The organism is Serratia sp. CY29653, assembly GCF_052169255.1.
Classification (GTDB): Bacteria; Pseudomonadota; Gammaproteobacteria; order Enterobacterales; family Enterobacteriaceae; genus Serratia; species Serratia sarumanii.
The window spans coordinates 51763-76596 of the sequence record NZ_JBJNLC010000007.1; the positions used below are offsets into that span (position 1 = coordinate 51763).

The following is a 24834-nucleotide window of genomic DNA, read 5'->3' on the forward strand; positions in this document are numbered from 1 at the left end:
GCCGTGTCGGGCCCTCAGTTTTCCTCCCGCAAGCTTTTCCCCACGCCGCCGCCCGGATGCACTGCCAGCAAGGCGTCCTTGTCGTAACCGCTGCGCGCCATCAGGCAGGCGCAGGCGGCGTCGAAGATCGCCAGCACCAGCACAATTGAGGTGGTGGCCAGCATGTTCAGCGGATCTATCTCCTTTTGCACCCCGGTGGCGATCGTCAGCAGCGCCGCCTGCGCGATGGCGGAATGCGGGTTTTCCGTCACCGCGATCAGCGTCACGCCCTTGGCCTGCAGCGTCGGCAGCAGGCGGGTCAGCTCGTCGGAATTGCCGCCGCGCGAGATCAGGATCAGCAGATCGTCGGCGCGCAGAAAACCCAGATCGCCGTGCGCCGCGCCGGTGGCGTCGAGGTAGACCGCCGGCCGTTCCACGCAGGCCAGCATGTGGGCTATCTTGCGCGCCGCAATCCCCGAGGTGCCGACGCCGGTGACGGCGATTTTACCGCGGCAGTCGGCCAGCAGCGTCAACAGCCGCTGCCAGGTGCGCGCGTCGAGGCGCTCGCCCAGCTGCGCCAGCTCCTGACTGTAGGTTTGCCAACCCTGCACCGCCTGCCGCCATTCCTGCTGCATCACGCCTCCTCCTGCATCAACCGGCGGTATTTCATGTGGTCGTTGTACAGCTCGTGGAATACCCGGTATTTGCGGTCGTAGTAGCTTTTTATCTGGTTGGTCTGCGGCGTGACCGTCTTGCCGATGCGGCTCATGGCGTTCATCGCCTCCGGCAGGGTGTCGAACACGCCCGCCGCCACGGTGCCCATCATCGCGCCGCCGAGCAGCATCGCTTCGCTCTCCTCCGGCAGCAGCATGGCGCAGCCGGTGGCGTTGGCGTGCTCCTGCACGAAGATCGGGTTCTTGGTGCCGCCGCCGCTGGCCATAATGGTGTCGATGCTGTAGCCGCTGTGGTTCATGGTTTCGATGATGTGGCGGGTGCCGAGCGCGATGGCCTGAATGGTGGCCAGGTAGTGCAGCGCCATGTCCTCCGGCGTGCGCGACAGCTTCAGCCCGGTCAGGATGCCGGTCAGCGTCGGGTTGGCGCGCGGCGAGCGGTTGCCGTGGAAGTACGGCAGCATATGAATGTCCTGCGTCAGGAAGGCGATATTCTCCGGCTCGCCGGCCATGCGGCGCAGAATGGCGTTCAACACCTCATAGATGGTCTGCCCCTGAGTTTTCGCCTGCGTCAGTAGCTCCGGGTAGCACGGGTGCGACTGGATGACGTGGTCGATCAGCGCGCCGGTGGCGGACTGGCCGCCTTCGTTCAGCCAGTATTCCGGCAGGATCGCCGAGTAATACGGCCCCCAGACACCGCCGATAAAGCGCGCGGTGCGCGACATCGCCATATGGCCGGTGGAGGTGCCGCCGATCAGCGCGACGCGGCGGTTGAAGTCGGCCACCTCGCCGGAGACGCCGGTGGCGCCCAGCGTGCCGAGGGTGCCGGCGTGGGCGTCGATGATCGACACGCTCACCGCCGTGCCGGCGATCAGCCCCATCTCGCCGGCGGCGCGCTGGGTCAGGCCGTGGCCCAGCGGCTCGCCCATCATTTTGACGTCGCTGCCGATCTTGGCCGCGTCATGTTCCAGCACGTCTTCCAGCCCGATCTGCTGGAAGTAGCTCTTGTCCCAGCGCTGTTCGTGGCCGAGATAGGTCCACTTGCACACCGTCGAACACAGCGAGCGGGTGGCGTCCTGGGTGGCGCGCCAGGTGAGGAAGTCCGGCAGATCGAACAGGTAGCCGGCGTTGGCCCAGGTGGTGGGCATGTGCTGTTTCAGCCACAGCAGTTTCGGCGTCTGCATCTCCGGCGAGATAATGCCGCCGACGAAGTCCAGCACCCGGTGTTTGGTGGCGTTGATGCGCTCGGCCTGGGCGATCGCCCGGTGATCCATCCACACGATAATGTTCTGTTCGGTACGGCCGGAGGGGCTGACGGTCAGCGGCTTGCCCTCTTTATCCAGCACCACCAGCGAACAGGTGGCGTCGAAGCCCAACCCCTTGACCTGGATCGGGTTGATGTCGGCCTGGTTGACCGCGTCGCGCACCGCATTGCACACCGCCTGCCAGATGTTATCCGACGACTGCTCGACGAAATCCGCCTTCGGCCGGTACAGATCGATGGCCCGGCTGGCCTGGCCGACCATGCGGCCATTGAGATCGAATACGCCCGCGCGCGCGCTTCCGGTGCCCACATCTACGCCAATAAAATAGCTCGCCATTATTTTCTCCTCAGGCTTTTCGATTCTGTAACGCGATAAACAGGATCAGCACGCCGCCCCACAGGGCCATGGTCAGGTAGCTGCTAACCCCCAGCAAATTGAGGCCGCTTTCCAACATTTGCAGCACGATCAGCGCCAGCACCAACCCCAGAATACGGCCGAAACCGCCGTCCGGGTTAATGCCGCCCAGCACCGAGGCCAGAATGGTCACCAGCAGATAAGATTCGCCGTAGCCGGCCTTGGCCGAGTTGAACTTGGCCATCATCAGCAGGGCGGCGCCCCAGCCGAGCAGCGCCGACAGGATATACACCGCTACCTGCACCCGCGCGGTGTTCACGCCGCTGAAGCGGGTGGCCTGCTCGTTGGAGCCGATCAGGTACAGGCTGCGGCCCAGCGTGGTGTGCTCCAGCAGCAGCCACAGCCCGGCCGCCACCAGCAGGAACAGGATCAGCGCCACCGGCACGCCGAGCACGGCGCCGTTGCCGAGAAATTGAATCGCCGCCGGGAAGCCGGAGATCACCGCGCCGTTGGACAGCAGGATGTTCAGGCCGGTGATCAGGGTCATGGTGCCGAGCGAGGCGAGGATGGGCGAGACGCCGATCCAGGCCACCAGCGCGCCGTTGAGCGCGCCGATCGCCACCGCCACCAGCAGGCCGGCCACCAGCGCCAGCGCCAGGAACAGCGGCTGGTCAGGGTGGCTGACGATGATTGCCGCCATCACCAGCGAACAGGCGTTGGCGCCGGCGATAATCGACAGGTTGATGCCGCCGGTCAGCATGGTGATGCCCATGCCGAGCGCCAGCAGGCCGAGGATCGGCAGCTGCGAGGCGATCGACTGGAAGTTGCCGAGGCTGAAGAAGCGCGATCCGAGCAGCCCGGCGAACAGCAGCGCCACCGCGATGATGATCGCGCCCTGCAGGCGAATGATCCGATCGTTTGGGATCAACCGAGTTAACTGCGTCATGTCAGATCTCCTTGAGCAGCTTGCGTTTTTCGTTCCAGGCAGTGGTGCTGATGCTGATCAAAATGATCGCGCCGCTGAATACCTGGTGCCAATAGGCCGAGACGCTGAGCAGCGTCAGCCCGTTTTGCAGGAAGGCCAGCAGCACCACGCCGAGCAGGGTACCGGTCAACGAGCCGCGGCCGCCGCTCATGCTGGTGCCGCCCAACACCACCGCCGCCAATACCGTCAGCTCGAAGCCGAGCAGCGAGTTGGGGGCCACCGACTGGGTGATCTGCGCCTGCACCACCGCCGCGACGCCGGCCAGAATGCCCATGTAGCCGTAGACGCAAAAATGCAGCCGCAGCAGGTTCAACCCCAGGCGCGACGCCGCGTCGCGGTTGCCGCCCATAGCGTAGATCTGGCGCCCCAGCCGGGTGCGGTTCATCAGCACGCCGGTGACGACGATGGTCGCCAGCAGGCACAGCAGTGGCAACGTCAGGCCGTAGTCGTAACCGTCGGCGCCCTGGAACGAGAACCAGTTGATGCCGTTCATGAACCAGTCCGGGAAGCCGTACAGCCAGGTGCCGTTGGTGGCGTACACCAGCAGGCCGTAGAACAGGTTGAGGGTGGCGATGGTGATGATGATCGCCGGCACCTTCAGCCAGTACACCAGGAAACCGTTCACCAGCCCGAGCAGCAGGCCAACGCCAATCGCCAGGGCGAACGCCAGTGGGAAGCTGCCGCCGTGCTGGATCACCCAGCTGGCCATCACGTACTGAGCGATGGCGGTGACCGCCGGGAACGAAATGTCGATGCCGCCGGCGATCAGCACCACGAACAGCCCGCAGGCCAGGATGCCGAGAATGGCGTAGCTGGTGGCGACGTCGGTCAGGTTGCCGAGCGTCAGAAACTCGTCGGTGCCGGCGCTCAGGCCGATCGCCAGCAGCAGCACCAACAGGCCGAGATAAAACTCGTGCCGCCCGGCCAGGCGGGCCAATAATGACTTATCCATTCACCACCTCGGCGATCTGTTGCTCGGTACTCTGGTGCGGCGCAAACTCGGCGATCAGCTCGCCCTTGCGCATCACCATCACCCGATGGCTGTTGTAATAGGCTTCCGGGATCTCGTCGCAGATCATCAGCACCGCCATGCCCAGCTGCGCCAGATCGCGGGCGATCTGGTAGATCCCCTCTTTGTTGGCGATGTCCACGCCGACGGTGGGCGAGTCGAGGATCAGGATCTTCGGCTGGGTCGCCACCCACTTGGCGATGGCGATGCGCTGGGCGTTGCCGCCGGACAGGGTTTTTACCGGCAATGCGCTGTCGGACACCTTGATGTTCAGATTGCGGATCAGCCGGTTGACCAGCTCGGTCGCCTTGGCGTGATCCAGCAGCCCGAGCGAGGTATGCAGCCGATCGAAGACGGTGACGATGGTGTTGTCGTAGATCGATTGTTCCATGATCAATCCCTGCGTCAGACGATCCTCCGACACATAGCCGATGCCGCGGCGCACCGCTTCGCGGTTGTTGTGCAGCTGCACCGCCTGGCCCTCGATGCGGATCTCGCCGCTGTCCGGCCGCGTCATGCCGAACAGGCTGAGGCACAGTTCGGTGCGGCCGGCGCCGAGCAGGCCGACGATCGAGACGATCTCGCCGCCGCGCAGCGCCAGATTGACGTTGCGGTATTTCTCGCCGCGGCTGAGGTTGCGCACTTCGAGCAGCGGCGCCTGTTCGGCCGGCGGCAGCGGCGGCAGCGGGCTGTAGTGGAAGCGTTGGCCGGTCATCAGGAACGCCAGTTCGTGGCTGTCCAGTTCGCTGGCCGGCCAGGTGCCCACCAGCTTGCCGTCGCGCATCACGCTGATGCGATCGGCGACTTCCATCACTTCATCCAATCTGTGGCTGACGAATACCACGCAGATGCCGGCCGCCTTCAGCTCGTTGACCACCCGCAGCAGGCCGTCGACCTCCTGGCGGGTCAGCGAGGCGGTCGGTTCGTCCATGATAACCAACCGCGCCTCGGCGGCGATGGCGCGGCAAATCGCCACCAGTTGCCGATCGGCGATCGACAGTTTTTCCACCTTTTTATCGGGATCGATGCGTATGCCGACCCGCGCCATGGCGTCGAGCGCCGTCTGGCGCATCACCCGCTTGCGTACCCAGAAATGGCCGCCGGGCAGGTAACGGTGGATGGCGATGTTCTCCGCCACCGTCAGATTAGGGAACAGCGACAGGTCCTGGTAGATCACCTGTATGCCGTAATAACCGGACAGCTGCGGCGTCAGGGCGTGGAAGAGTTTGCCTTCCAGCGAAATGTTGGCGCCTTTTTCCGGCTGATAGACGCCGGAGATGATTTTAATGATGGTGCTTTTGCCGCAGCCGTTTTGCCCGGCCAGGCAGTGCACTTCGCCAATATTGAGCGTCAGGTTGATCTGGTCTAATGCCAGCACGCCTGGGAATCGCTTGCTGATATTCTCCAGGGTGATAAATGCGGGGGAGGCTGTCATAACGTTAACCTGTGCTTGCGTAGCGGCCGAAGCCCTGGGCGCAGCAAGCTGCGCCCCTACGAGGGTTTAACTACTTTCCCGGTGTGGCGAAATTACGCGAAAAATCAGAATCCAAGCGATTGGGCGTTGTCTTTGGTCACTTCCAAAATCTTATTAAACCGAATCACTTTGTGTTCCATATCGACGTCAGCCTTGCCAAGGCCCTCGATCGCCAGATCCTTGTTCACTTCCTTGCCCTGCAGCAGCTGGTCGGCCACCGTCACCAGCGCATAGCCGGCGTCTTTCGGATCCCACAGCAGCGCTTTTTTGATGTCGCCGCGCATCAGGTAAGGGGCGGCCTGCGCCGGCATGGCGATGCCCACCACCGCGATCTTGTCCTTGGCGCGTTTCTTGGCCACCGCCTGGCCGGCGCCGATCGGGCCGAGCGAGCCGAAGCCGATGATGCCCTTCATCTGCGGATAGGTTTTCATCAGGTCCAGCGTGGTGGCGTAGGATTTGTCGATGCTTTCCGCCACCGGCAGGCGCGAGGTGACTTCAAACATGTCCGGGTATTTTTCTTTCTGGTATTTGATGGCGGAATCGGCCCAGGCGTTGTGCAGCGGCACGGTCAGCGAGCCGACGTAGATCGCATAGCCGCCTTTGCCGCCCATGTCTTTCGCCAGCTCATCGACGTTGGCCTGCGCGTATTTCTCGCTGTCGATGGTCTCGATGTCCCACTGGCCGATCTGCTGGTCCGGGGATTCATGGGTCAGCACCACGATGCCTTTGTCGCGCGCTTTTTTCAGCACCGGCTCCAGCACCTTGGCGTCGTTCGGCACCACGATGATGGCGTTGACGTTCTTGGCGATCAGATCCTCAATCACCTTGACCTGCGCGGCCGGATCCGGCGTAGAAGGGCCGGTCTGGTAAGCGTTGACGTCGAGTTTTTTCGCCGCTTCGTTGACGCCCACTTCCATGCGGTTGAACCACGGAATGCCGGTCACTTTGGCGACCACGGCAATCTCATATTTATCAGCGGCGAACACAGGTGTTGTCGATAACATGCACGCAGAAACCACACATGCATTTAATAATGCGAGGTTAAATTTCATTAGCTGTACCTTTTTTTATCTGTAGGGGTGGCGGTTTTTCCACCGCTGCAGATTACAAAGGAATGGAAGAGGGGGCGTAGCTGAAGTTAACGAAATGTGATCTGCGCACAGTTAAGTAAAATATTGCAGTATTTAGTGTTAAATAAATGTTTAGTTATTTGGTGGTGGTAAATTTACTACCAATTAAGAAGCAATAAATAACCATATATTAACTTTTATTTAACAAATTGGCATCATTTGGATGGTGAGAAAGCATAAAAAAATGCCGGCGCAGAGGCCGGCATTGAAGCATTTAATCGATGTGTGAACAAGATCACCTTTAAGGCGGATTACAGTACGCCCTGCGCCAGCATGGCGTCGGCGACCTTGACGAAACCGGCGATATTCGCGCCGTGCACGTAGTGGGTTTGCTTGCCTTCGCCGCCGTATTCCACGCAGGCGTGGTGAATATCGGCCATGATATGTTGTAAACGTACATCCACTTTCTCTGCCCGCCAGCCGATGCGCGCGGCGTTTTGCGCCATCTCCAGCCCCGAGGTGGCCACGCCGCCGGCGTTAGCCGCCTTGCCCGGCGCGAACAGCACGCCGGCGTCGAGGAAGGCGTCGGTGGCCTGGATGGTGGTCGGCATGTTGGCGCCTTCCGCTACCGCCTTCACCCCGTTGCGGATCAGCGTCTGCGCCGCCTCGAGATCCAGTTCGTTCTGGGTGGCGCACGGCAGGGCGATATCCACCGGCACGTTCCACGGCTGCTGGCCGGCCAGATAGGTCAGGCCGCGTTCGCGGGCATAGTCCGCCACCCGGCCGTAGCGTTGGTTTTTGATCTCCGCCAGGTGCGCCAGCTTCTCGGTGGTGAAGCCGTCCTCGTCCACCAGGGTGCCGCCGGAATCCGACACGGTGATCACGCGCGCGTCCAGCTCCAGCGCTTTCTCGATGGTGTACTGCGCCACGTTGCCGGAGCCGGACACCGCCACCCGCATGCCTTCAAAGCCCAGGCCGTGGCGCTGCAGCATGGCATCGGTGAAGTACACCAGGCCGTAGCCGGTCGCCTCGGGGCGGATCAGGCTGCCGCCGAAGGAGAGACCCTTGCCGGTAAACACGCAGGCGGTGTTGTTGGACAGTTTCTTCATCATGCCGGCCATAAAGCCGACTTCACGGCCGCCGACGCCGATGTCGCCGGCCGGCACGTCGGTGTCCGGCCCCAGATGGCGATACAGCTCGGTCATCAGCGCCTGGCAGAAGCGCATGATCTCGCCCTGGCTTTTGCCCTTGGGATCGAAATCGGAGCCGCCTTTGCCGCCGCCCATCGGCAGGGTGGTCAACGCGTTCTTGAAGGTCTGCTCAAAACCGAGGAATTTCAGGATCGACAGGTTTACCGACGGATGGAAGCGCATGCCGCCCTTGTAGGGGCCGATGGCCGAGTTGAACTGCACGCGGAAGGCGCGGTTGACCTGCACCTGGCCGCGATCGTCCATCCAGCTGACGCGGAATTGGATAACGCGCTCAGGCTCCACCAGGCGCTCCAGCAGCGCCTGTTCGCGATAGCGCGGGTTGCGTTCGATAAACGGCCACAGCGAGGTGAACACTTCGCGCACCGCCTGCAGATATTCCGGCTGGTGGGGGTTATGGCGCTGTAACGAGGACAGGAAAGACTCTACCGATACGGCATATTCCATGGATAACTCCTTTTAGCATTAAGTTTTCCCCCGCTATTTCTTATAGATATGGGTATAGGCGATGCCCGGGGGAGGATGTTGTGTCTTTAGCGACTATATCATCGGAGGGCGGTTGATTATCAAGCGATTAATCGGCGTGGCGGCATGAAAAACGCCCGCAGGGCGCGGGCGTTGGGCAGTTAAGTTAGCAAGTGCTTACTTTATTCGTCTTCTTCATCGCGCAGCGGCACGATCAGCATATCGATGTGCACGGTATTGATCAGCTGGCGAGCGGAAGACATCAGCTTGCTCCAGAAATCCTGGTGGTGGCCGCACAGTACCAGATCCATGTCATATTTCTTGATGGCATCGACCAATACCTGCGCCAGATCGCCGCTGCCGCTCAGGGTCTCGGTGATCGGGTAGCCGGCGTTTTGCGACAGCTCGGTCAGCGCCTGATGGGTTTCCTCGGAGATGCGTTTTTGCATGTCGCCGAGATTGACGTCGATCAGGCCGGTATAGAGGTCGGAATAGTTGACATCGACGTGGATCAGAGAAACTTTAGCGTTGTACGGCCGCGCCATCGAGACGGCTTTTTCTACCAGGATCTTGCTTTCCGGGGATAGGTCCACCGCGATCAGTATGTGTTTGTAAGCCATAAGAATACTCCTTCCATAAACATGCCGATTAAAAGGGTTAGCAGGCGTTCCGTTTACCCGCCTTGCGCTTTTGGTTCCATAGTATCATTCGGATAACGCAATGATATGTTGGGGCGATCACACTGCGCCGCATCGAAAATCTCTCCGCCCGATACCTTTCGTTCTACACCCGCGCGGCGTAAAAGCCTATTGATTATGCGGATGCTGCCGGTCTGACCGCTTGAATTATAAGCGTTATTAAACAAAGTATAGCGCTAAATGCGCAATCAGCGCTCCAGATGCGGCTGCAGCAGGCTTTCAAACCATTCGTGAAACACCGCCAGGCGGCGTGAGCGCTGGCGACGATGGGGATAGATCAGGGCGATCGGCATGGAGGCGGCGCGGTAAGCGGGCAGGACTTCCACCAGTTCACCGGCGTCGAGCAGGTGTTGCACGTCGTAGCGCGGGATTTGCATCAGCCCCAGCCCGGCGCGGCAGCAGGCGATATAGCTCTCGGCGTTGTTGACCACCACCCGGCTGGGCAGTTCGAGCCGCTGCGTGTGGCCGTCGGCGGTCAGGTATTCCCAGGGGGATTCGCGGCCGGTTTTGGGCGAGGCGTAACCGATGTGCCAGTGGCCGGTGACGAGATCTGCGGGGTGAGTGGGATGCCCGTATTCGCTCAGGTAGGCGGGGCTGGCGCAGTTGATCAGCGCGATATGGCCGAGCGGGCGCATCACCAGGCTGCTGTCGTGCAGATCGCCGACGCGCACAGCGCAGTCGACCCCTTCCTGCACCAGATCGATGGCGCGATCGGCGGAGCCGAGCACCAGCTGCAGGTGGGGATGGCGCCGCAGCAGGCTGGGCAGCGCCGGCGCGATCAGCCGGCGGGCGATGCGGCTCGGCACGTCGACGCTGAGCCGCCCGGAGGCCTGGCGCTGGCTGGCCTGAAACGACTGATCGATATCCTCCACCTCGGCCAGCAGCGGGCGCAGCCGCTCGAGCAGCTGTTCGCCGTCGGCGGTCAGCCGCACCTGCCGGGTGGTGCGGTGCAGCAGGCGCACGCCCAACTGCGTTTCCAGCTGTTGCACGGCGGCGGACACCGAGGCGCGCGGCACCTCCAGCACATGGGCTGCGCGGATAAAGCTGCCCATCTCCGCCACCTGCACGAATACGCGGTATTGATTGAATCTGTCCATCGATGCGCCCGTTATTGTCCTTATTATTGCCGCTTAAAGCATTCTGCGGCGTTATCCGGCAAACCCTCCTTGCTCCAGGAAGGCTTGCTCCTGCGTGGTAGTATCGCGCAACAGCAGCTGATTGCGATGTGGGAAACGACCGAAACGGCGGATGATATCGCGGTGTCCCTCGGCGTGCGCGCGTTCAGCCGGCCCCAGTTGAGCGTTTAGCGCCACGGAAAGATCCTGATCGGCGAGATTTTCCGAGTGGGCGAACGGCAGGCAAAAAAACAGGCGCAGCGAAGGCTCGACGGCCTGCATGTAGTTCGCCGCAATGGCGATGCGGGCGAAGCGGCGCGCCAGCGGATCGGTGGCGTACATGTGGGCGGTGTTGCGAAAAGCGTTGCGCGGAAATTGGTCGAGCAGGATCATCAGCGCCAGCGCGCTTTCCGGCGTCTTAAGCCAGTCGTCGCCTTCACGCCGGGCCGCCGCCAGATGCAGGCCCAAAAAGCGCGCGCGAAAGCGTTGGTCGAAGCGCGGATCCTGCCGGAACCATTGCTCTGCGCCGGCGTCTCGCCAAAACCGCACCACCTCATCGGCCGTTTGATTATCGGCCGCGAGCGCATCGCTGCGCCGGCGGAAAAGGGTCGGCATGCCCGTCATTCCTTCTTCGCCTTGGTCGGCGCATTGCCCAAAATCATCGATGTACCGGCGTAAATGCCGCCGGACACCTCCATCGCCAACCGTTCGGCATCCTTGCGCCGCAGCTCGGCCATCAAATCCGCCGCGGTTTCCGGATCGGAGCCCAACGCCAACATAGCTTCATGCCCGAAAGACATGGCGGACTCTAAGGTGACGCGAATTTGGTAATCCACATTGGCCTTGATCAGCGCGATGGCATGTTCGCGGTCATGAGCGCGAGCCAGCACGCGGGCCTGCGGGAAGTGGGTTTTGGCGTGTTCGACAATCTGCGTGGCGGCTTGCGGATCGTCAATGCAGACCAAGATGGCGCGGGCGTGGCCGGCGCCCGCCGCATGCAGCACATCCATGCGCGCACCGTCGCCATAGTAAACTTTGAAGCCGAAGTCTTGCGCGTCGCGGGCAACCTGGGGTTCGCGGTCGATAATGGCGATATCGGCGCCCATCGCCAAAACGTGCTGGCTGACGATCTGACCAAAACGGCCGAACCCGACGATCAGCACGCTGTTGGTCAAGCCGGTGGGCTGTTCCGTGCCGTCCAACGAGGCGTCGGACGAGACGCGCAGGCGTTGGTGGATCAACACCGCCAGCGGTGTCAAAGCCATCGACAGCACCACGACGGCGGTCATGTTGGCGTTGGCTTCCGCAGGCAGCACCTGATTGGCCAGCGCAGCGGCGAACAGCACAAACGCAAATTCTCCCCCTTGCGCCATGAGTACGGCGCGGTCGAGAGCATCACCGTGCGAGCTTTTCGTCAACCGGGCCACGCAGTAAATACACAGGCCTTTGATGAACATCATCGCCAGCACGCCGCTGACGATCAGCGGCCAGTTGCGCGCCACCACGGCCAGATCGAGAGACATGCCGACGCCGAGGAAGAACAGCCCCAAAAGCAGACCGCGAAAGGGCTCGATGTCGGCTTCGAGCTGATGGCGGAACGTCGATTCCGACAGCAGCACGCCGGCCAAAAAGGCGCCCATGGCCATGGAGAGGCCACCCAGCTGCATCAGCAAAGCGGCGCCAAGCACTACCAGCAGCGCGGCTGCGGTCATCACTTCGCGCGCTTTGGCGTGCGCCAGAATGCGAAACAGCGGGTTCAGCAGCCAGATGCCGGCCGCCACCAGCGCGGCCAGCGCACCGGCGGCGATGGCGATGCCGCCCCAGGCGGAACCGGATACCGGCGTCGATGAACCGGCCGGCGCGATGAACGCCACCAGCGCCAGCAGCGGGACAATCATCAGATCTTCAAACAGCAATACGGCGACGATTTTCTGACCGCGCGGGCTGGCGATGTCGCCGCGTTCGCCCAACAGTTGCATGACGATGGCGGTAGACGTCAGCACGAATCCCATGCCGCAGATGAAGGAGATGGCCAATGAAAAGCCGAAGGCCATGCCGATGGCGGTGAGCAGCAGCCCGCAGCTCAATACCTGCAGGCTGCCCAGGCCGAAAATATCGCGCCGCATGTTCCACAGATGAGAAGGCCGCATCTCCAGGCCGATGATGAAGAGAAACATCACCACCCCAAGCTCGGCGGTGTGCAGGATGGTCTGCGCATCGTTGAACAAACCAAAGCCGAACGGCCCAATCGCCAAACCGGCTGCCAGATAACCCAGCACCGAGCCCAGCCCCAAGCGCTTGAACAGCGGCACGGCCACCACGGCGGCGCCCAGTAGCGTCACCACGTTGAGCAGGTCGCCGGCGCTTTCAGACATGGGCGAGGCGCCAGAATACGAACGCGGCGATGGCGGCGGGGATCGCGAACACCAGCAGCAGGATCGGCAACTCCGCCCGCAGGCTGTAGCCCGCGTGGGCGACGCCCACCCACATATTGACCGCCGCGATCAGCAACCAGGCCGGGACGAAAATTTTTGCCGCCAGCGCCATGCCCGCCGCACTGGCGCCCCAGAGCCAGCCGAACAGCACAAACAATCCCAGGAGAACCACGCCTCCGCCAATGACCATTAGCATGTGCATTGCAATATCCTCTACGCTGCGCCTCCTGGCGGGGGCGGACGCCAGACGCGCGCCCCCCATGCGGCGTTACTTGGTAGTATAGCCGCCGTTGATCAGGATAGTTTGGCCGGTAACCCACCAGCCGTCGCTGACCAGGTGGCGGATAAACGGCACCACGTCTTCGATATCGGTGAGGCCGGTTTTGCTGAACGGCGACAGCGCCGCCGCGCTTTGGTGATACGCCACCGCATCGGCGCCTTCGGCCGGATAGAAGAACGGGGTGTCCATCGGGCCGGGGCCGACCGCCGTCACGGAGATACCGCGTTCGCCGAACTCCTTGGCGGCGGCGCGGGTGAAGTGCTCCACCGGCGCCTTGGTGCCGGCGTAAGCGGCATAGAACGGCGTGAAGGCGCCGAGCAGCGAGGTGACCAGCGTGCAGATTTTACCGTTGTCGTTGAGGTGTTTGCCCGCCTCTTTCAGGAAGAAGAACGCGGTTTTGGCGTTGACCGCGGTCATCTCGTCGTACTCGGCTTCGCTGATGTCGATCATCGGCTTTTTCAGCACTTTGCCGACGGTATTGATGGCGATATCCGGCTTGCCGACGGCGGCGACCGCATCGGCGAACAGCTTCTCGACCGCGCCCGCGGTGGTCAAATCGGCCTGCAGCGCGACGCCTTGCGCCCCGGCGGCCTGGATGGCGGCGACGGTCTTATCCGCTTCGGCTTTGGAGGCGGCGCTGTTGTAGTGGATCACTACCGCTTTGGCGCCTTGTTCAGCCAAATCGCGCGCGATAAGCCCGCCGAGATTTTTGGCGCCGCCGGCGATCAGGACGGTTTTTCCCTTGATTGAATGGTTTGCCATAACAGTTTCCTTGGATGAGCGTAACGGAAACCTGAGTCTAGCCAGCGTGGTGGGAAAGATCAGCGGCGTGGGGCGGGATAGACTATCCAGGAAAAACGACTAATTGCAGACGAACGGTTATCACTTATAACGCCCCGGCGGGGGCGTTTCGGCGCGTGGCGGTAAATTTTATCCACTGATCAGGCCAGTTTGCGTTTCATTAACCTACAATGATGAATATGGGCCTCACCATTTCCCCTCTGAGTGGAATCACGCCGTGCAAATCTCTCTGTGCGGTGCGGTAACGTCTCCGGAGGCGGTGGGTTATGGGCATGGCCCGTGCAGGCAAAAAAGGGGATGAGAGCGGTAAGCTCCAGCAGAGTATCGGGTAATGAGGTAGGGCGGTTGGACCCGGCGGATGGCCGCGGATAACAACGCCTTGAGGGGGTAATCATGATCAGTACCGTCGCGCTGTTTTGGGCCTTATGTGTGGTGTGTGTGGTAAACATGGTGCGGTATTACTCTTCTCTGCGCGCATTGCTGGTGGTATTGCGCGGCTGCGATCCGCTGCTGTACCAATACGTCGATGGCGGCGGTTTCTTCACCGCCCACGGGCAACCCAGCAAGCAGCTGAGGCTGGTGCGCTATATCTTTGCGCAACGCTATGTCGAGCACCACGATCCGGAGTTTATTCGCCGCTGCGAGCGGGTGCGTGGGCAGTTCATGCTGACCTCGGCCCTGTGCGGCCTGGTGGTCATCAGCCTGATAGCGCTGATGATCTGGTATTAATGCCTTCCTGTTTCCCTTGATGCAGGCAAAAAAAAGGCGGCCCTGCGGCCGCCTTCCTCATGATGCTTATCGCTTAGATCAGCTTCAACGCAACCCAATACAGCGCACCGGAAAGCAGAATCGAGATTGGCAGGGTCAGTACCCAGGCCAACAGGATGTTCTTCACGGTTTTGCTCTGCACGCCGCCGCCGTCCACGATCATCGTCCCGGCAACCGCCGAAGAGAGGACGTGGGTGGTGGAGACCGGCATGCCGGTATAACTCGCCACGCCGATAGACAGCGCCGCGGTCATCTGGGCCGATACGCCCTGGGCGTAGGTCATGCCTTTCTTGCCGATCTTCTCGCCGATGGTGGTGGCCACGCGTTTCCAGCCCACCATGGTGCCGAGCGACAGTGCCAGCGCGACGGCGACGATGATCCACATCGGCGCGTACTCGACGGTCTGCAGCAGATCCTGACGCAGGTTCTTCAGGAAGCGCTGGTCGGCGGATGAGGTTTCCGGCAGCTTGGCGACTTTATCCGCCGTGTCGGTCACGCACATCAGCAGGCGGCGCAGGTGGCTGCGCTGCTCAACCGTCAGCTGATCGTAGCTTTGCAGGTTGGTCAGCATGCCCTGAGCCAGCTCGATCGCCGGCATGGCGCGCGAACTGTCGCAGTGGAACTCGGCCGGCTTGTTCGGCGCAGCTTCGTCATCCGGGCTTGGCACCAGCGGCGTCAGCGACACCGCATGCGACAGCGCGTCGCCGTGCTGCTGGTAATATTGCTGCAGGTGGGTCACGGCGTCACGCGTACGGGTGATGTCATAACCGGTTGCATTCATATTGACCACGAAGCCGGCCGGCGCAACGCCGATCAGCACCAGCATGATAAGGCCGATGCCTTTCTGGCCGTCGTTGGCGCCGTGCGAGAAGCTGACGCCAATCGCCGACAGGATCAGCGCGATACGGGTCCAGAACGGCGGCTTGCGTTTGCCGTCGACCTTTTCACGTTCCGCTGGGGTCATGTGGATACGCTGGCGTTTCTTGGTGCCACTCCAATAGCGGCGCAAGGCGAACACCATCACTCCCGCCACCATCATGCCGACCAGCGGCGAGAACAGCAGAGAAAGGAAAATACCAATCATTTTCGGGACGTTAAGCGCATCCACCACCGAAGTGTGGGTCATCAGGGCGTTGGTTAAACCGACACCGATGATTGCGCCTATCAGCGTATGGGAACTGGAGGCCGGCAGACCGAAATACCAGGTGCCGAGGTTCCAGATGATTGCCGCCAACAGCATGGAGAAGACCATGGCTAATCCGTGTGCTGAACTGACGTTCAACAACAGATCGGTAGGCAGCAAGTGGACGATGGCGTAAGCAACACTCAAACCGCCGAGCATTACGCCAAGAAAGTTGAACAAACCTGCCATCACGACCGCAAGTTGCGAGCGCATGGCGCGGGTATAAATAACTGTAGCGACCGCATTGGCCGTATCATGAAAACCGTTGATGGCTTCATAAAACAACACGAACAACAATGCGAGAATTAACATCAGGCCGGTATGGAAATCCAGGCCAGCGAACAAATGCAGCATAAGCGTTACGCCAGTTTGTGGACATGAACGCCGCGCATTATCAGTGACAACCGGGGCCGGGGAAAAGGAAAATATGACGTTTTTTTGATTTGGACATGACGAAATGATGACGCGCCTATAACAAAAATATGGAATATCAATGCGTTATTCTCCTCTGACCTCTGTAATATTTTCTTACTATGGCGTTGGCGGCGCCGGGGCTTTACAATCTGCCGCCGTGAATTTGGCGGTGACCGGCGGCGAAACGGCGTAATATGGCGCCCTTTTGTCGCGATTGTGGTTTTGATAAGAGAGGCTCAGGTGGAACAGTTTGATGTCGTAGTGATTGGGGCGGGCGCCGCCGGCATGTTTTGCGCCGCGCAGGCGGGGCAACTCGGTTGCCGCGTGTTGCTGCTCGACAACGGCAAAAAACCGGGCCGCAAGATCCTGATGTCCGGCGGCGGGCGCTGCAACTTTACCAACATGTACGCCGAACCGGCGGCCTACCTGTCGAACAACCCGCACTTTTGCAAGTCGGCGCTGGCGCGCTACACCCAGTGGGACTTCATCGATCTGATCAACCGCTACGGCATCGCCTACCATGAAAAAACGCTGGGGCAGCTGTTCTGCGACGACTCGGCGCAGCAGGTGGTGGATCTGCTGGTCAAAGAGTGCGAGCTGGGCCAGGTGACGATGCGCCTGCGCAGCGAAGTGCTGGGCGTGGAGAAAACCGAACATGGTTACGCGCTGGCGCTGAATGGTGAAAAAGTGAGTGCTCGCTCACTTGTGGTGGCCAGCGGCGGTTTGTCCATGCCGGGGCTGGGCGCTTCGCCGTTCGGTTACAAGCTGGCGGAGCAGTTCGGCCTCAGGGTGCTGCCGACGCGTGCCGGGCTGGTGCCTTTTACCCTGCATAAGCCGCTGCTGGAGCATGTGCAGACGCTGTCCGGCGTCTCGGTGCCGGCGGTGATCACCGCCGAGAACGGCGTCAGCTTCCGTGAAAGCATCCTGTTTACCCATCGCGGCCTGTCCGGCCCGGCGGTGCTGCAGCTGTCTAGCTACTGGCAACCGGGTGAGTATGTGAGCATTAACTTACTTCCTGAGCTGGATTTGGCGGCCTTCCTGGATGATCAACGCCGCCAGCACCCGAACCAAAGCCTGAAAAACACCCTGGCGCTGCAATTGCCGAAGCGGTTGGTGGAGTGCTTGCAAACCCTGGGACAACTGCCGGAGGCCACGCTGAAGCAGCTGAATGCGCCGCAGCAGACGGCGCTGGTGGAGCTGTTGCAGAACTGGCGCGTGCAGCCGAACGGCACCGAAGGTTACCGCACGGCGGAAGTGACGCTCGGCGGCGTCGACACCAACGAACTTTCCTCCAAGACGATGGAAGCCCACAAGGCGCCGGGGCTCTATTTTATCGGCGAAGTGGTGGACGTGACCGGGTGGTTGGGCGGCTACAACTTCCAGTGGGCGTGGAGCTCGGCCTGGGCCTGCGCCCAGGCGTTGGCGGCGCAGGAGCGTTAACGTTCAGCAGCGTGAAGGGGCTAGGCTGATTTAGAAGGCTATTTTATGATTATCCGACATCCGGAACACACCGTGATTTAATCGGCCGCCGGCCCCTTAAGCTCTATGCGATTGCCGTCCGGATCGCTGAAGTAAACCGATGGCCCGTCGCCTTCCGCGCCGTAGCGCGATTCAGCGGGCTCGACGGCGATCCCCTGCGATCGCAGATAGGCCAGCAGTTCGTCTTCGTTGAAAGGATCGATGCGCAGGCAGAGGTGATCGACATTTTGCCGGTGAGGATCGGGCGCGTCGCCGCCTTTTTTTCCAAGCTGGCCGTTCACGTCGACCAGATCAATCATGGCCGTTCCGGCGCGCAGGTGCACCAGCCCCAAATCGGGCCGCCGTTTGGCGATGTCGCAACCCAGCGTCTGGGTATAGAACCGCAGGCTTTTTTCCGCATCGCGCACGCGCAGAACCACATGATCGATAGTCTTCAGGCTGAAAGGGGGCATGATTTTCTCCCAGAATCGCTGCGTTACTCATCAGCATAATCGGCAACGCCCGATTTATCCTGTTTTCGCCCCCTATTGCTGCCAGAGCCGCCGCTTATCGCAGAGTCGCCACGATCTCTTCCAACGCCGCGCGCTGCGCCTCGCCGAGCGCGCTTTCCGTCGCCGCATTCTCCGCCAGCAGGGTTTGCAGGCCGATCAGCCAGTCATAGATATAAAACGCGGTGTTTTTGGTCGGCGTCGGCGCCAGCCGGGTTAACCGCTGCTGGCTGCTCCAGTCCACCGCCGGCTGCGGCGGCGGGGTAAAGATCGGCTGGCCGGGGTTGACGCGGCTCTCGGGGCGCGTTGCCGCATCGCGCCGCTGGAAGCCGAGCCAGGCGACGAAGTCGCCCAGTATCGCCAGCGCCTGGCTGATTTGCCGATCTTCACTCTGTTCCGGCAGGCCCCCGGCGCACAGCGCGCGTTCCAGCTCATCATCGAGCCGCAGGCGGCAGGCGGCGCCGATCAGCGCATCGACCAGCAGTTCCAGGTGCGGCTTTTCGACGCCGAGCAGCTCCAGCAACCGGCGGCTGTCCGGCAGGCTGCGCAGATGGTTGCTCCAATCCGCGAATACCCGCGCGGCAAAGGATGACGCGGGGGGCTCGCCGGGTGCCGGGGTTTCCGGTGCGCCGAACAGATCGATGTCGAGCCCGAACGGTACAGGCGTCGTCGTCGGGGCCGGCGCGGCGTGCTGCTGTTGCTGATAAAGCTGGCGCAACGTATCGCGCTGCGGCAACAGCCGTTCCAGCAGTTCGCCGTGGCGGCCGGCCTGCGCCTGCAGCGCGCGCAGCAGCTGTTGGCCGCGTTGCTGCGCCGCGTGCGGATCGGCGGCGGTGAGCCAGTTGCCGAGCAGGCTTTCCGTCAGCTCACGCTGCAACTCTTCGCGCTGTTCGAGCAGGCGCGCTTGCTTCTGGGCCGGGCGCGCCTGGGTGGCCAGGTAACTTACCATGCGGCGGCAATCCTGTTCATCCAGCGCCAGCAGCGTGGCCCAGCTGTCGCCGGGTTCGCCGACCTGGCGCTGTACGGCGTCGTCGGGACGCGCTTTGCCTTCCCCGCGTTGATCGAACGGCGTGATCGCCCAGATCAGGCCGGGTTTGCGGCGCTGGCGCAGCGCCGGGGTTTCTCCCTGAGTCTGGTTGACCCAGTTGGCGAGCGCCTGGCCGACGCGGGCGGTGTCCTGCGGCGTGGCGGCGGCATCGGCCACCAGCAGCAGGTTGGCGTGCAGGCCGTCTGCGCAGCGGGTCAGCAAATGGGCGCGTTTCGCCTGTTGCAGCCGCTGCGTCGGTTCCGCCTGCGGGCAGGCGCGGCTGCCGGGCAGGTCGATCAGCGCCACGTCGGCGGGCAGGCCCGCCTGCGCCGTCTGCGGCAGAACGGTGGTGACTTCGGCGGTCAGCCAGGTAAGATCGCTCAACGCGATCCTCCGTTCACCGCCGTGTTCGGCCATCACGACGATCGCGGCGTTTTCCGCTGCGGCGCTCGCGGTCAGCAGCGGTAAGGCGCGGTGCGGAGCATGAACCTGTCGGCTGCCGCCGAGGGCATGCAGCGTGTGCGCCAGCTGGCGATAATGCGCCGTCAGCGTCGTTTCCTCTCCCCACAGCGGCGCAAACAGGCGCGCGCGATCGTCGATGCTCAGCTGCGGCGCCAGCGCCACGGCCTGCGGCCAGAAATGCCTGTCCAGCGTCTGTTGCCCCTTGTCGCCGTGGCAGCGTTGGCTATCCCACAGCGCCAGCACATCGCTGTCGCTGAGGCCGTCGAGGGCGACGGCTTGGCGGTGACGCGCCAACGCTTGCAGATGGCCGGCGATCGCGCGGGCGTCCCAGTCCAGCCGGAAGCCGCCCATCGCGGCGGCATCGAGCGTGATGGCCAGCCACTGCGCTTCATCGAGCAGCGCGAGGGTGAGAGGATACTCGGTGGACGGCGTCGGCGCGGTGGCGCAGTAACGCACCGCCAGCGCGGCGTCGCCGTGCAGCCTTTCTGCGCCGGGGGCCAGCGCCGCCAGCAGGTGGGCCTTGGCGGCGGCGTTGTGGCCGTACAGGCCGATAGCGACCTGCTCAGGTTGCGCCTTCGCCAATTGCAGTGCGCGGTTATGGCAACGGCGCAGGCGCAGCGTCAGGCGATCGGCTTCCCGTTCCAAACGGGTGGACTGCCGGCGCGCGGTGTCCACCCAGGCGATCGCCTGCAGAATGCCGGCGCTGAGGGCGTGGTTCGGGGCCGATTGGGCGGTAGTGATAGCTTTCATCGTGGGTAAATGCTCCCGCTGTCTATCCAGTAGTGGGTCGCGCCGGAGGCGCTGGCAGCCAGGGTATTGAGTTTCAGTTGCAGATGGTGCGCCGGGACGGGGCTGCCGTCGGCCAGCAACGCCTGCGCGATCCTGACGCTTTCCGCGCCCTGTTCGGCGCTGGCGGTAATGGCCAGCCGCAGGGTGATCACCGCGTCGCCGGCCAGTTTGCGCGCCAGCTGGGCGTCATTGATGGTCAGCGTATAGAGCGGCGAGGCCGGCCAGCGTTCGTTGTCCAGTTGGCGGAAGCCCAGGCGCAGCGGGCCGCGCAGCTGGAAGCTGCCGGCGGGGTCGAGCGCGAAGTCGGCGCGATCCAGATCGATGTCGCGGTAATAGACGTTATCGTCCGCCAGCATGTTGTTGCCGTCCAGCATGCCCAGGTGGCGAATGGTGGAGTAAGGCTGGAAATCGCCGACGTTGAAGTAAAAGCTCTCCAGCCGCAGGTCGATCGCCAACAGGCACAACATGGCGCCCACCGCGGCGGTGGATTTCGGGTTGTCGATGCGGCCGCGTTTGTTGAACGGGTACCAACTGCGGGTGTGGTAGCCCTCGAGCGGCAGAATGCGGCTGGCGGGCAGCGGCTGCAGGTGGCGCAGCAGCGCCTGCACGCCGGGGAAACGCGCCGGTCGGCCGGTCAACAGCAGCACGTCGCAGGTATACAGCGCCACCACCTCGGCCAGCAGGCGCAGGCAGCGGCCGATGCCGATGCGATCGGACAAGAAGGCGGCGTGCAGATCGGCCAGGCGGATCACCAGCGGGGTGTGCAGAATCTCGAAGGCGTCGCTGTCGGCTTCGCGCTGCACCTCGCCGTTGATAAACGCCAGCACCTGCGGCGTCGGCGGCTGCGGCAGCAGATCGCCCAGGCTGGCGGCGATTTCCGCCCGGCTGTCCAGCGGGTCGTATTCTTCATAGGCGCCGAGCAGCGCGCGCCCGGCGGGCATGAAAATCTGCAGCGCGGCCTGCTGGCGCAGGGTGGAAAGCCCGTCCATACGCCCTTCGTTGCCGAACAGCCTGTCCATCAACGCCGGGGCGGCGCTTACGCCGGCGGCTTCGAACGCCTGCTGCACGGCGGGCAGGATAAACTGCTGGATGGCGTCCAGCAGGATATCGTCGCCGGCGACCTTAAAGCCCTCGCGGAACAGCAGGCGCGGGTTGATTTTGATGTTGTTGCCCACGCCGTCGTCGAGCGAATAGTGCGTGATCGCCAGATCGGTGGTGCCGCCGCCGATGTCGATGGAGGCGATGCGCAGCGTTTTGCCCGCCTGCTCATCCGGCGCCAGCGGCCGGTCGGGCCGGGCCATGGCGGCGAAAAAGGCGTCGGTGCGGCCGGCGAAGTTCACCTGGGTTTCATTGTACAGATAGACCATCTGGCCGCAGGTGGCCTCGTCCCACTCCATCTGCACCTGCGGCGCCGGGAAGCGGGCGTGCGCGCCGTCGAACGGCGCATCCTGCGGGTGCCAGTCGAGGGCCTTCCACACCAGCCCGATCGCCTCCTGCATGCGGCGGCGGAAGATCTCGCGCTCCGGTTTCGGCATCGCCGAAGGCAGCGTCAGAATGATGGCGCGCAAACGGCGCGGCGCGGCGGCGTTCGGCATGCGGCTGCGCTGGGCGATGCTGTTGATCTGCATCAGCGCCTGCGCCAGCAGCTCGCTCAGCATCAGCGTCATCACCGCGCTGCGGCTGTAATGGGCGGCGAACACCGGCAGCCGTTGCGCCGTCGGCAGGGCGGACAGCGGCACGCCTTCGTCGTTGATCAGGGTGGTCAACGGCGCGGCGGCGGCCATCGGCTCGTGCCGCTCGTTGAAGCGCCAGCCGGGCGCATAGCGCTCCTCGTCCCACAGGTAGCGGCGCGGGCTGGAAATGCCGGTAGTGCCTTCATGGCCCGTTCGCCGCTGCGCCAGTTGCGCGGCTTCGCGGCCGACGCGGGTGATGGACGGCCACTGGAAGGCGTCGTCGCGCCCGCTCTGGAAAGACAGATGCGGCTTGCCGAAGCCGGCCCGAGAAAACTCCACCCGGCTCTCGAACAGTTCGTTGTAGACGCGGTGCGGTTCGGACAGCGAACGCAGCTGCAGCTCGTAGGTTTGCTTCAGGCCGTTGCTCTCCTCCGGATGATCCTCGACCAGCACGCCGCAGGTGTGGGAGTTGCCGACGTCCAGCACCAGATCGACGTCGATCGCCGGTTGCTGCAGTGTCGCCGCCACCATCTTTATCTGCGGCACCGCCAGCTGATGGCCAAGCATGTGCAACAGATTGAGGTAGTGCGCCTGATACTCGAAGGTTTTCAGCCCGGCGTTGATCTCCACTTCGGCACGCTGCTCCCGCTCGGCGGCGCGCTGGCTGAACGCCTCGCGCAGCCAGCCGTCCACCCAGGTCAGATCGAGGAATTCGCCCAGCTCGTGGTTGCGGTGCGCCAGCGCGAAACGGAGATCGGTGCCGAGATCGCTTTCGCCCGGCGCCAGCGCCTCCTGGCCGGGCGCCGCGGCGCGGGTGTCGAAGGCCAGCACCACGCGCAGCAGGTTGCCGTCCTGATCCGGTTCATCCAACTGCACCACCTGCAGGCGCGCCCAGTTGTCCGGGCCCGACAAGAACAGGCCCGCCGGGGTGTGGCGCAAGCAGGGCAGCGGCAACCAGAGCTTATCCAGCAGGTGCAGCGACTGCTGCAGCGGATAGCTGAACTCCGGCCGCACCACTTCGGCGGCCTGGTCGCCCACGGCCGGCAGCTGGTATTTGCCGCTCTCGGCCTCCCATTGCAGGCGCAGCAGCGGGCCGCTGGCGGTCTTGCGCACGAATTTGCCGGGAAACTCGGCGTCCAGCAGCGGCGTCAGGGCAAAGTCCAGAAACTGAATGCCGCTGTCTTGAATCAGCGTAATGCCGTGTTTGTAGTCCGTAAGGGGTGCCAGCATCATTTACTCTCGCGCTTGAACGTCATGGGATAGGTGGTGTCCGCATCGTAGCGGCCGGTGCACTCCGCCGCGCCGGTGTCGCCCTGGCGGCAGACGATCTCCGGGATCTGGTAGCGGCTGCCGTCGCTGCAGCGCGCCTTGGTGCGGCTGTTGATCACCAGATTGCCGGACTGCATCAGCCCGGCTTCGACCGCCACCCGGCAGCTGACGCCGTCGCCGTAGGCGATGACGGCGATGCCTTTACCGCCGTTCAGACGATATTGCAGGCTGGGCCGCTTGCCGGTAATCGGGTCTTTCAGCGCCACCGTGGCGCGCCATTTGCCATTAAGGAAACGGGTGGAGCCGGCCTTCACCGCCTCGGGCGGCAGCACCAGCGCATTTTTGTCCAGCGGCGGCGGGATAACCGGCGCCGGTGGCGGCGGCATCAGCGTCGCGTGCGCCAGCGGCAAGCGCAGCTTGGGCAACGGCGCGGCGGTTTTTTCCGGCGGCGCCGGATGCTGGACCTCCGCCGGCATCGCCGGTTGCGGCGGCGGCGAGCGGTGCAGCCAGGCGGCCAGCGCCGCACTGCCCAGCAACAGTACGGGCAACAGCCAGATAGCGTAGCGCCGGCGCGGGCGAACGACGGCAGAGGATTCGATAGGCGCTGCCGGGGCGGGCGCCGGTTCAGGCTCGGCGGCCGGGGCCGGTTTTACCGGTTCGACAACGGCCGTCTTGCGCGGTGCGGCGGCGATCGGCGCCGGTTTTTCCACTTCCGATTCGAGCGGGCGCAGGCAGGCCAGCGGATCGTCCGGGCTCTGCGCCTGCGGCTTGATAAAGCCCCAGAAGGTCAGCACCGGCCGATCGTCCACCAGGTAAACGTGGTTGGGGTCGGGCATGTGCATCGCTTTGGCCAGCAGCGCGCCGAACAGGCGATGGCTGGGGTGATCGGTCGCCTGGGCCTGTTCCGTCAGGCTGCGGAAGATCGTCAGGCAGTGTTCCAGGTGGCGCACCGCCTGCGCGCGCTGGGCGTCGCTCGCCGCCAGCCAGGAGGTGACCTTGCCGGGGAAGGGCGCATACCAGTCGATGCGGGTGCCGCTTTCGTTCGGCTGGGGGATCGCCAGACAGTCGGCGGCCTGCTGCTGCCGGCGAAGACGCAGGGTTTCCCGCAGCTGCTGCGCGCAGGCGTAGATCGGTTGCCCGTTTTCGCCTAAAGCCAGCACATCATCCAAACTGCCACTGCGTAAGAAGGGTTTCACCACGGCACCGCACCTTGTCCTGTTCTGCAAAAACGCATAAAAGTCCATGATACCCCGCAGGCAGAGCCGCCAAACGGCCAAGGACAGCCCGAAAAACGCCCTTCTTTGGCGTTAGCGGAACCGGCACAGTGAAAATCTCGCTATCCGGACCTGTCCGTGAACCGCTTTATCTGAAAAATAGAACCTGGCCCCGGCAAGTGACGCCGGGGAACGATGTTCTCTTTCACTATGACATCGCCTCGCGGGTTGCCGATTTCGGTATGCCTCAGGCGTGCGG

The 24834-nt window shown here is 63.1% G+C and carries 20 protein-coding genes; 2 read left to right on the forward strand and 18 right to left on the reverse strand.

Features of this window, described 5'->3' with window-relative positions:
• Positions 1-14: 14 nt before the first annotated feature.
• The 13 genes from ACJ8HN_RS22380 to ACJ8HN_RS22440 all read right to left on the reverse strand — a co-directional run bounded on the left by ACJ8HN_RS22380 (position 15) and on the right by ACJ8HN_RS22440 (position 13770).
• Entirely contained in the window at positions 15-614 is a 600-nt protein-coding gene (locus ACJ8HN_RS22380; protein ID WP_033636383.1) for a KpsF/GutQ family sugar-phosphate isomerase, read from the reverse strand.
• Complete coding sequence (locus ACJ8HN_RS22385) at positions 614-2251, reverse strand: FGGY-family carbohydrate kinase (protein WP_442523973.1); 1638 nt, start codon at positions 2249-2251, stop codon at positions 614-616. The genes ACJ8HN_RS22380 and ACJ8HN_RS22385 overlap by 1 nt, the downstream gene beginning before the upstream one ends.
• A 10-nt stretch (positions 2252-2261) precedes the next feature.
• Positions 2262-3215, reverse strand: a complete 954-nt coding sequence (locus ACJ8HN_RS22390) for an ABC transporter permease (RefSeq protein ID WP_033649382.1) — start codon at positions 3213-3215, stop codon at positions 2262-2264.
• Between the two features lies 1 nt (position 3216).
• Positions 3217-4206: an ABC transporter permease gene (locus ACJ8HN_RS22395; protein ID WP_015379367.1), complete on the reverse strand. Its 990-nt coding sequence runs from the start codon at positions 4204-4206 to the stop codon at positions 3217-3219.
• Positions 4199-5698 (reverse strand): sugar ABC transporter ATP-binding protein, encoded by a 1500-nt coding sequence (locus ACJ8HN_RS22400; RefSeq protein ID WP_442523974.1) that lies wholly within the window; start codon positions 5696-5698, stop codon positions 4199-4201. Before ACJ8HN_RS22400 ends, ACJ8HN_RS22395 begins: the two co-directional genes overlap by 8 nt.
• A 104-nt stretch (positions 5699-5802) precedes the next feature.
• Positions 5803-6789 (reverse strand): autoinducer 2 ABC transporter substrate-binding protein, encoded by a 987-nt coding sequence (locus tag ACJ8HN_RS22405; RefSeq protein ID WP_033649381.1) that lies wholly within the window; start codon positions 6787-6789, stop codon positions 5803-5805.
• 329 nt (positions 6790-7118) lie between these two features.
• Positions 7119-8462: an NADP-specific glutamate dehydrogenase gene (gene gdhA / locus ACJ8HN_RS22410; protein ID WP_442523975.1), complete on the reverse strand. Its 1344-nt coding sequence runs from the start codon at positions 8460-8462 to the stop codon at positions 7119-7121.
• 200 nt (positions 8463-8662) lie between these two features.
• Positions 8663-9100, reverse strand: a complete 438-nt coding sequence (gene uspA, locus ACJ8HN_RS22415) for a universal stress protein UspA (RefSeq protein ID WP_004930988.1) — start codon at positions 9098-9100, stop codon at positions 8663-8665.
• A gap of 266 nt (positions 9101-9366) precedes the next feature.
• The gene (locus ACJ8HN_RS22420) at positions 9367-10275 is read right to left on the reverse strand and encodes a LysR family transcriptional regulator (protein ID WP_047570115.1); all 909 of its coding nucleotides are present in this window, start codon (positions 10273-10275) and stop codon (positions 9367-9369) included.
• A 51-nt stretch (positions 10276-10326) separates the two neighbouring features.
• Positions 10327-10908, reverse strand: a complete 582-nt coding sequence (locus tag ACJ8HN_RS22425; RefSeq protein WP_442523977.1) for a DUF924 family protein — start codon at positions 10906-10908, stop codon at positions 10327-10329.
• Positions 10909-10913: 5 nt separating this feature from the next.
• Complete coding sequence (locus tag ACJ8HN_RS22430) at positions 10914-12668, reverse strand: monovalent cation:proton antiporter-2 (CPA2) family protein (RefSeq protein ID WP_060431120.1); 1755 nt, start codon at positions 12666-12668, stop codon at positions 10914-10916.
• Positions 12661-12924, reverse strand: coding sequence for a hypothetical protein (locus ACJ8HN_RS22435; RefSeq protein ID WP_223182202.1), 264 nt, complete (start codon positions 12922-12924; stop codon positions 12661-12663). Before ACJ8HN_RS22435 ends, ACJ8HN_RS22430 begins: the two co-directional genes overlap by 8 nt.
• A 72-nt stretch (positions 12925-12996) precedes the next feature.
• Positions 12997-13770, reverse strand: coding sequence for an SDR family oxidoreductase (locus ACJ8HN_RS22440; RefSeq protein ID WP_043148361.1), 774 nt, complete (start codon positions 13768-13770; stop codon positions 12997-12999).
• Positions 13771-14202: 432 nt separating this feature from the next.
• Here ACJ8HN_RS22440 and uspB point away from each other — a divergent pair, with 432 nt between their 5' ends.
• Positions 14203-14538, forward strand: a complete 336-nt coding sequence (gene uspB / locus ACJ8HN_RS22445) for a universal stress protein UspB (protein ID WP_016930435.1) — start codon at positions 14203-14205, stop codon at positions 14536-14538.
• Positions 14539-14611: 73 nt separating this feature from the next.
• On the opposite strand, the gene pitA is transcribed toward uspB, so the two are convergent.
• Positions 14612-16114, reverse strand: coding sequence for an inorganic phosphate transporter PitA (gene pitA / locus ACJ8HN_RS22450; RefSeq protein WP_033636373.1), 1503 nt, complete (start codon positions 16112-16114; stop codon positions 14612-14614).
• A 300-nt stretch (positions 16115-16414) separates the two neighbouring features.
• Between pitA and ACJ8HN_RS22455 the strand changes: the two genes are divergently transcribed.
• Positions 16415-17614 (forward strand): NAD(P)/FAD-dependent oxidoreductase, encoded by a 1200-nt coding sequence (locus ACJ8HN_RS22455; RefSeq protein ID WP_442523979.1) that lies wholly within the window; start codon positions 16415-16417, stop codon positions 17612-17614.
• A gap of 77 nt (positions 17615-17691) precedes the next feature.
• Here the strand turns inward: ACJ8HN_RS22455 and ACJ8HN_RS22460 are convergent, their stop codons facing one another.
• The 4 genes from ACJ8HN_RS22460 to ACJ8HN_RS22475 form a co-directional block, all read right to left on the reverse strand.
• Positions 17692-18105: a VOC family protein gene (locus ACJ8HN_RS22460; protein ID WP_033649375.1), complete on the reverse strand. Its 414-nt coding sequence runs from the start codon at positions 18103-18105 to the stop codon at positions 17692-17694.
• 94 nt (positions 18106-18199) lie between these two features.
• Positions 18200-20380, reverse strand: coding sequence for a virulence factor SrfC family protein (locus ACJ8HN_RS22465; RefSeq protein ID WP_442523981.1), 2181 nt, complete (start codon positions 20378-20380; stop codon positions 18200-18202).
• A complete protein-coding gene (locus ACJ8HN_RS22470) occupies positions 20377-23322 on the reverse strand; it encodes a virulence factor SrfB (protein ID WP_033649400.1) in 2946 nt (981 codons plus the stop codon). The genes ACJ8HN_RS22465 and ACJ8HN_RS22470 overlap by 4 nt, the downstream gene beginning before the upstream one ends.
• Complete coding sequence (locus ACJ8HN_RS22475; protein ID WP_442523982.1) at positions 23322-24560, reverse strand: SrfA family protein; 1239 nt, start codon at positions 24558-24560, stop codon at positions 23322-23324. The genes ACJ8HN_RS22470 and ACJ8HN_RS22475 overlap by 1 nt, the downstream gene beginning before the upstream one ends.
• Between the last annotated feature and the right edge of the window lie 274 nt (positions 24561-24834).

What these genes read in the sequence shown, in the direction of transcription:
- ACJ8HN_RS22380 (WP_033636383.1), bottom strand. Translation starts at nt 614, where the DNA reads ATGCAGCAGGAATGGCGGCAGGCGGTGCAGGGTTGGCAAACCTACAGT.
- ACJ8HN_RS22385 (WP_442523973.1), bottom strand. Translation starts at nt 2,251, where the DNA reads ATGGCGAGCTATTTTATTGGCGTAGATGTGGGCACCGGAAGCGCGCGC.
- ACJ8HN_RS22390 (WP_033649382.1), bottom strand. Translation starts at nt 3,215, where the DNA reads ATGACGCAGTTAACTCGGTTGATCCCAAACGATCGGATCATTCGCCTG.
- ACJ8HN_RS22395 (WP_015379367.1), bottom strand. Translation starts at nt 4,206, where the DNA reads ATGGATAAGTCATTATTGGCCCGCCTGGCCGGGCGGCACGAGTTTTAT.
- ACJ8HN_RS22400 (WP_442523974.1), bottom strand. Translation starts at nt 5,698, where the DNA reads ATGACAGCCTCCCCCGCATTTATCACCCTGGAGAATATCAGCAAGCGA.
- ACJ8HN_RS22405 (WP_033649381.1), bottom strand. Translation starts at nt 6,789, where the DNA reads ATGAAATTTAACCTCGCATTATTAAATGCATGTGTGGTTTCTGCGTGC.
- gdhA (WP_442523975.1), bottom strand. Translation starts at nt 8,462, where the DNA reads ATGGAATATGCCGTATCGGTAGAGTCTTTCCTGTCCTCGTTACAGCGC.
- uspA (WP_004930988.1), bottom strand. Translation starts at nt 9,100, where the DNA reads ATGGCTTACAAACACATACTGATCGCGGTGGACCTATCCCCGGAAAGC.
- ACJ8HN_RS22420 (WP_047570115.1), bottom strand. Translation starts at nt 10,275, where the DNA reads ATGGACAGATTCAATCAATACCGCGTATTCGTGCAGGTGGCGGAGATG.
- ACJ8HN_RS22425 (WP_442523977.1), bottom strand. Translation starts at nt 10,908, where the DNA reads ATGCCGACCCTTTTCCGCCGGCGCAGCGATGCGCTCGCGGCCGATAAT.
- ACJ8HN_RS22430 (WP_060431120.1), bottom strand. Translation starts at nt 12,668, where the DNA reads ATGTCTGAAAGCGCCGGCGACCTGCTCAACGTGGTGACGCTACTGGGC.
- ACJ8HN_RS22435 (WP_223182202.1), bottom strand. Translation starts at nt 12,924, where the DNA reads ATGCTAATGGTCATTGGCGGAGGCGTGGTTCTCCTGGGATTGTTTGTG.
- ACJ8HN_RS22440 (WP_043148361.1), bottom strand. Translation starts at nt 13,770, where the DNA reads ATGGCAAACCATTCAATCAAGGGAAAAACCGTCCTGATCGCCGGCGGC.
- uspB (WP_016930435.1), top strand. Translation starts at nt 14,203, where the DNA reads ATGATCAGTACCGTCGCGCTGTTTTGGGCCTTATGTGTGGTGTGTGTG.
- pitA (WP_033636373.1), bottom strand. Translation starts at nt 16,114, where the DNA reads ATGCTGCATTTGTTCGCTGGCCTGGATTTCCATACCGGCCTGATGTTA.
- ACJ8HN_RS22460 (WP_033649375.1), bottom strand. Translation starts at nt 18,105, where the DNA reads ATGCCCCCTTTCAGCCTGAAGACTATCGATCATGTGGTTCTGCGCGTG.
- ACJ8HN_RS22465 (WP_442523981.1), bottom strand. Translation starts at nt 20,380, where the DNA reads ATGAAAGCTATCACTACCGCCCAATCGGCCCCGAACCACGCCCTCAGC.
- ACJ8HN_RS22470 (WP_033649400.1), bottom strand. Translation starts at nt 23,322, where the DNA reads ATGCTGGCACCCCTTACGGACTACAAACACGGCATTACGCTGATTCAA.